This is a genomic window from Microbacterium sp., from assembly GCF_031988965.1.
Taxonomy (GTDB): Bacteria; Actinomycetota; Actinomycetes; order Actinomycetales; family Microbacteriaceae; genus Microbacterium.
On record NZ_DALZXX010000147.1, the window covers coordinates 1 to 5,280 of the forward strand.

Sequence of the window (5,280 nt, forward strand, 5' to 3'; positions counted from 1 at the left end):
CCAGTCGCCGAAGAACAGGTAGTCGAGCCCCGCGTCCTCGCCCTCGCGCGCGATGTGGCGGAGGATGTCGGCATCCGCCGCAGGGTCGCGGTGCGCGCCCGGCGGACGCCAACCGGACGGGTACGCGCCGAGGGCGCGCACCATGGCGCCGATGATGAGGGGTTCGGTCATGCCCCGAAAGTAGGAGCGCCCGGATCCGACCGCCAACCGCCGCGGAAGCGCAGCGACACGGATCGCAACACAGCGACACATCCTCAGCGCGTGTCGGAGGCCGATCGGAGGATGGAGGCATGACCACGACCTCCTCCCCCGCAGTCTGGACGCCTCCCGCCCGCGTCCGCGGCACGCTCGCCCTCGTCACCGGACGCGGCGAGCGCGCAGGCGTGTACGAGCGCTTCGGCCGCCGGCTGAGTTCTGACGGCTACGTCGTCGCCGTCTTCGACGAGGATGCCGATGCCGCGAGCGCCTGGCTCTCGGAGGCCGCCGACGCCCCGCGGGTGCTCGTCGGGTCGGATGCCGGAGCATCCGCCGTGCTGCGTCTCGTCGCACAGGGAGCCTCGGTCGAGGCGGCCGTCGTCGCCGGCACCCTCGTGGATGCCGAGCTCGATCTGCCGCCCGCCGAGGAGCGCACGGCGTGCCCGCTGCACCTGGGCGTGCTGGCGACCGCGGCCACGTCCGTCGACGTCGCTCCGGCCGAGCCGCTCCCGGCACCCGCCGATCTCGCAGCGATCGAGGTGCCCGTGCTCGCCGTCCATGGTGGCGCCGATACCGTGTCACCGCTGCCCCAGGTGATCGATGCTCTGCGGAGCGTCCCCGATCTCGAGATCGTCGAGACCGTCGACGGACTGCACGACGCACTCAACGACCAGTCGCACCGCAGTGTCGCCGCCGCGCTCGTGCAGTGGCTCGAGCGTCTGCGCGGCGGTGACGTGCATGCCGCGATCATCCGCACGCACGAGACGGCGGCGGTGGCGACCGCATGACCGAGTTCTCGACGCGTCAGATCCAGGCGGGGTACATTCCCGGGACTCCGCAGAACAGCGCCATCCCACCGATCTATCAAACCGCCGCGTACGAGTTCGCCTCGCTCGCCGACGCCGCCGACCTGTTCGCACTGCGCACCGCCGGCAACCTGTACAGCCGCAACGCGAGCCCGACCCAGCAGATCCTCGAGGAACGCATCGCCGCCCTCGAGGGCGGCGCCTCAGCCGTGGCGGTCGCCTCCGGCCAGGCGGCGGTCGCCGTGACCCTGCTCGCGATCGTCGGACGCGGCGGACACATCGTCGCCGCCACCCAGCTGTACGGCGGCACGGTCGACCTGCTGCAGGAGACCTTCGACGACTTCGGCATCCCGGTGACCTTCGTCGACCAGGACGACCCGGATGCCTGGCGCGCCGCCATCCGCCCCGAGACCCGCGTGCTGTTCGCCGAGTCGATCGCGAATCCGATCGCCCAGGTGCTCGACATCCGCACGGTCGCCGACATCGCGCACGAGGCCGGCGTCCCGCTCGTGATCGACAACACGGTCGGCACTCCGTACCTGGTGCGCCCCGGCGAGCACGGCGCCGACTTCGTGGTGCACTCGGCGACCAAGTTCCTCAGCGGTCACGGCACATCCCTCGGCGGCGTCGTGGTCGATCAGGGCACCTTCGACTTCGGCCGTGAACCGGCACGTTGGCCACACTTCACCGAGCCCTATACGCGCATCGGCGACTTCACCCTGTGGGAGCGCTTCGGCATCGGGCAGGCGTTCGCGGCGCTCGTGAAGTCGAAGTACGTGCACGACCTCGGCCCCTCGCTCTCGCCCTTCAACGCCTGGCAGATCCTGCAGGGGGTCGAGACCCTCGACCTGCGGGTGTCGCGTCAGAGCGCCACGGCGCTGGCGATCGCGAGGCACCTGCAGCAGCATCCGGCCGTCGCCCGGGTGCACCACCCGGGCCTGGAGGGCAACGCGTGGCATCCGCTCGCTCAGCGCTACCTGCCGCGCGGCGGCCCCTCGGTCTTCTCGTTCGACCTCGCCGTCCCCGAAGACGCCGAGACGCAGCACCGGGTCGCGGCAGTGATCGACTCGCTGCGCGTCATCCGCCTCGTCGCCAACATCGGAGATGCGCGCAGTCTGGTGAACCACCCGGCGTCGATGACCCATTCGCATCTGACGGCCGAGCAGCGTGCCGCCGCCGGCATCTCCCTGACGACCATCCGTCTGTCGGCGGGCCTCGAAGACCCCGCCGATCTCATCGCCGATCTCGACAGCGCGCTGTCCGGCGTCTGACGCAAGGAGCATCATGTCCATCGACCTCGGATATTGGACCCCCGTCTACGGCGGCTTCCTGCGCAACGTCACCGACGAGGGACGTATGGCGGCGACCTGGGAGTACATCCGCGAGGTGTCGGTGAAGGCAGACCGACTCGGGTTCCACACGACCCTGGTGCCGGAGCTCTACCTCAACGACCGCAAGGGCATCGAGGCGCCGAGTCTCGAAGCCTGGTCGCTGTCCGCCGCGATCCTCGCCGTGACCGAACGGCTCCGGGTGATGACGGCTGTGCGTCCGGGATTCCACCTGCCCGCCGTGCTCGCGAAGACCGTCGGCACACTCGACCAAATCGCACCCGGCAGGGTCGCGCTCAACGTCGTCGCCGCCTGGTGGGCCGAGGAGGCCACGCAGTTCGGGGGCCGGTTCACGACCCACGACGAGCGCTACGTGCAGGCGCAGCAGTTCGTCGAGGTGCTGAACGGGCTGTGGGAGCACACGCCGTTCTCCTACGGCGGATCGCACTACTCCCTCGACGGCACGATCGTCGAGCCCAAGCCCTCGGCGCACCCCGTGATCTTCGCGGGCGGCGAGAGCGAGGCCGGTCGCGAGTCGATCGCCGGCTTCGCCGACGCGTACGTCATGCACGGCGGCACCCTCGACGAGGTGCGCTCCAACGTCTCCGACATGAACGCGCGCTCCGAGCGGCTGCACGGTCGGCCGATCGCCGAGTTCGGGATGCCCGCGTACGTGATCGTCCGCGACACCGAGGCCGAGGCGCAGCGCGAGCTCGACCGCATCACGACCGTCGACCCCGACTCGCCCGGTTACGCGTCGTTCGAGGAGTTCCAACGGAATTCGAAGCTTTCCCTCGAACTCACCCGTCGCGAGTACTCGGTGGGTACGCGCGGTCTGCGTCCGAATCTCGTCGGCACGGCCGAGCAGGTGGCCGAACGCATCCATGAATATGCGGATGCCGGCATCACGCTCCTCCTCGTCCAGTCATCACCGCTCGACGAGGAACTCGATCGGATCGCCGAGCAGGTGTTCCCGCTCGTGCCGCAGCGCGCGCTGGCGACTGCGGGTTGACCGCGCAGCACGTCGGCGCCACCCTCTACGCTGAGACCATGACTGGTCTTCGATGGGGAATCCTCGCGACCGGCGGTATCGCCGGCGCCTTCGCTTCTGATCTGCGCACCGCCGGGCTCGATCTGCTGGCGGTCGGCTCGCGCTCCCAGGAGTCCGCGGATGCCTTCGCGGCACGCTTCGACATCGCTCGCGCACACCCCTCATACGAGGCACTGGTCGCCGACCCCGAGATCGACATCATCTACGTCTCCACGCCGCACCCGATGCACCACGCGAACGCCCGTCTCGCTCTCGAGGCCGGCAAGCACGTGCTCGTCGAGAAGGCGTTCACGGTCGATCGCGCTCAGGCCGAAGACCTGCAGCAGCTGGCCGCCGACCGCGGCCTGCTCGCGATGGAGGCCATGTGGACCCGGTATCTGCCGCACATGGTCCGCATCCGCGAGATCCTCGCCGCGGGCACGCTCGGTGAGATCCGCGTGGTGACCGCTGACCACACGCAGAAGATCTCGGCCGACCCGTCGCATCGCCTGAACGCCCTCGAGCTGGGCGGCGGCGCGCTGCTCGACCTCGGCATCTACCCGATCTCGTTCGTCTGGGATGTGCTCGGCGCCCCGGCCGACATCACCGCCACCGCACGTCTGATCGAGACGGGCGCCGATGCCGAGGTCGCGACCATCATGACGCACGACGGCGGCGCGATCTCGACGACGATCTCGTCCTCACGCGCCGCGGGTCCGAACGCCGCCAGCATCGTCGGCACCGACGCCCGCATCGACATCGACCGCGTCTGGTACACGCCCACGACCTTCCGCGTCGTGCAGCCCGACGGCACGGTCGTCGAAGAATACGTCTCTCAGGTCGAGGGGCGGGGCATGCAGTACCAGGCTCAGGCCGCCGAGCGTCTGGTGCGCGAGGGCATCCTCGAGGGCGACATCCTGCCGATCGCCGAGACCGTCGCGATCATGGGCACGCTCGACGAGATCCGCGCCCAGATCGGCGTCCGGTACCCGAACGAGGGAGTGAACCATGGCTGAGGCACACGACGCCCGCGTCGCCGTCTACCTGGACTTCGACAACATCGTCATCTCCTGGTATGACCGGGTGCACGGACGCAACGCGTACGGCAAAGATCGTCAGCGCATCTCCGAGAACCCCTCCGACCCCGAGGTCACCGAGCGTCTCTCCCGCGCCATGATCGAGGTCGGTGCGATCATCGACTACGCCGCGTCGTTCGGCACCCTGGTGCTCACTCGCGCCTATGCCGACTGGTCATCGCCCGTCAACGCCGAGTACCGCTCGCAGCTCGTCGCGCGCGCGGTCGATCTGGTGCAGCTCTTCCCGGCCGCCGCCTACGCCAAGAACGGGGCGGACATCCGGCTGGCTGTCGACGCCGTCGAAGACATGTTCCGCCTGCCCGATCTCACGCACGTCGTGATCGTCGCCGGCGACAGCGACTACGTCCCTCTCGCCCAGCGCTGCAAGCGCCTCGGCCGATACGTGATCGGCGTGGGCGTCGCGGGGTCCACCGCCAAGTCGCTCGCCGCCGCGTGCGACGAGTTCGAGGCCTACGACTCGCTCCCCGGCGTGGTGCGTCCGAGCAAGCCCTCCGCGACCGCTCCCACGCCCGCGGTCGTCGAGGTGCCCGAGACGGTCGCCGAGCCCGCGGTCAAGGCCAAGACACGACAGCCCGCCAAGACGGCGAAGGCCAAGGCACCTGCGGCGGCGACCGCGGCTGCTCCGGCCGCCGCGACTGCCGCCCCTGTGAAGGTCGATGAACAGGGCGAGGGTACCGAACAGAGCGAGGCCACCGAACTGCTGCAGCGCGCGCTGCGGCTCGGCCACGACAAGGCGGACGCCGACGAGTGGCTGCACAGCTCGGCCGTGAAGACCCACATGCGACGGATGGATCCGTCGTTCAGTGAGAAGGCACTCGGCTACC

The 5,280-nt window shown here is 69.7% G+C and carries 5 protein-coding genes; all 5 read left to right on the forward strand.

Annotated features, from left to right (window positions below):
* The first annotated feature begins 290 nt into the window (after positions 1-290).
* Positions 291-983 (forward strand): hypothetical protein, encoded by a 693-nt coding sequence (locus RTM68_RS15930; RefSeq protein ID WP_312172775.1) that lies wholly within the window; start codon positions 291-293, stop codon positions 981-983.
* Positions 980-2,272 (forward strand): aminotransferase class I/II-fold pyridoxal phosphate-dependent enzyme, encoded by a 1,293-nt coding sequence (locus RTM68_RS15935; RefSeq protein WP_312172778.1) that lies wholly within the window; start codon positions 980-982, stop codon positions 2,270-2,272. The genes RTM68_RS15930 and RTM68_RS15935 overlap by 4 nt, the downstream gene beginning before the upstream one ends.
* A 13-nt stretch (positions 2,273-2,285) precedes the next feature.
* On the forward strand, positions 2,286-3,341 hold the full coding sequence (locus RTM68_RS15940; RefSeq protein WP_312172781.1) for an LLM class flavin-dependent oxidoreductase: 1,056 nt from the start codon (positions 2,286-2,288) through the stop codon (positions 3,339-3,341).
* A 38-nt stretch (positions 3,342-3,379) separates the two neighbouring features.
* Positions 3,380-4,375: a Gfo/Idh/MocA family oxidoreductase gene (locus RTM68_RS15945; RefSeq protein ID WP_312172784.1), complete on the forward strand. Its 996-nt coding sequence runs from the start codon at positions 3,380-3,382 to the stop codon at positions 4,373-4,375.
* Positions 4,368-5,280, forward strand: a 913-nt coding sequence (locus RTM68_RS15950) for an NYN domain-containing protein (RefSeq protein WP_312172787.1), incomplete at its 3' end; no start/stop codon positions are given. The genes RTM68_RS15945 and RTM68_RS15950, both read left to right, overlap by 8 nt.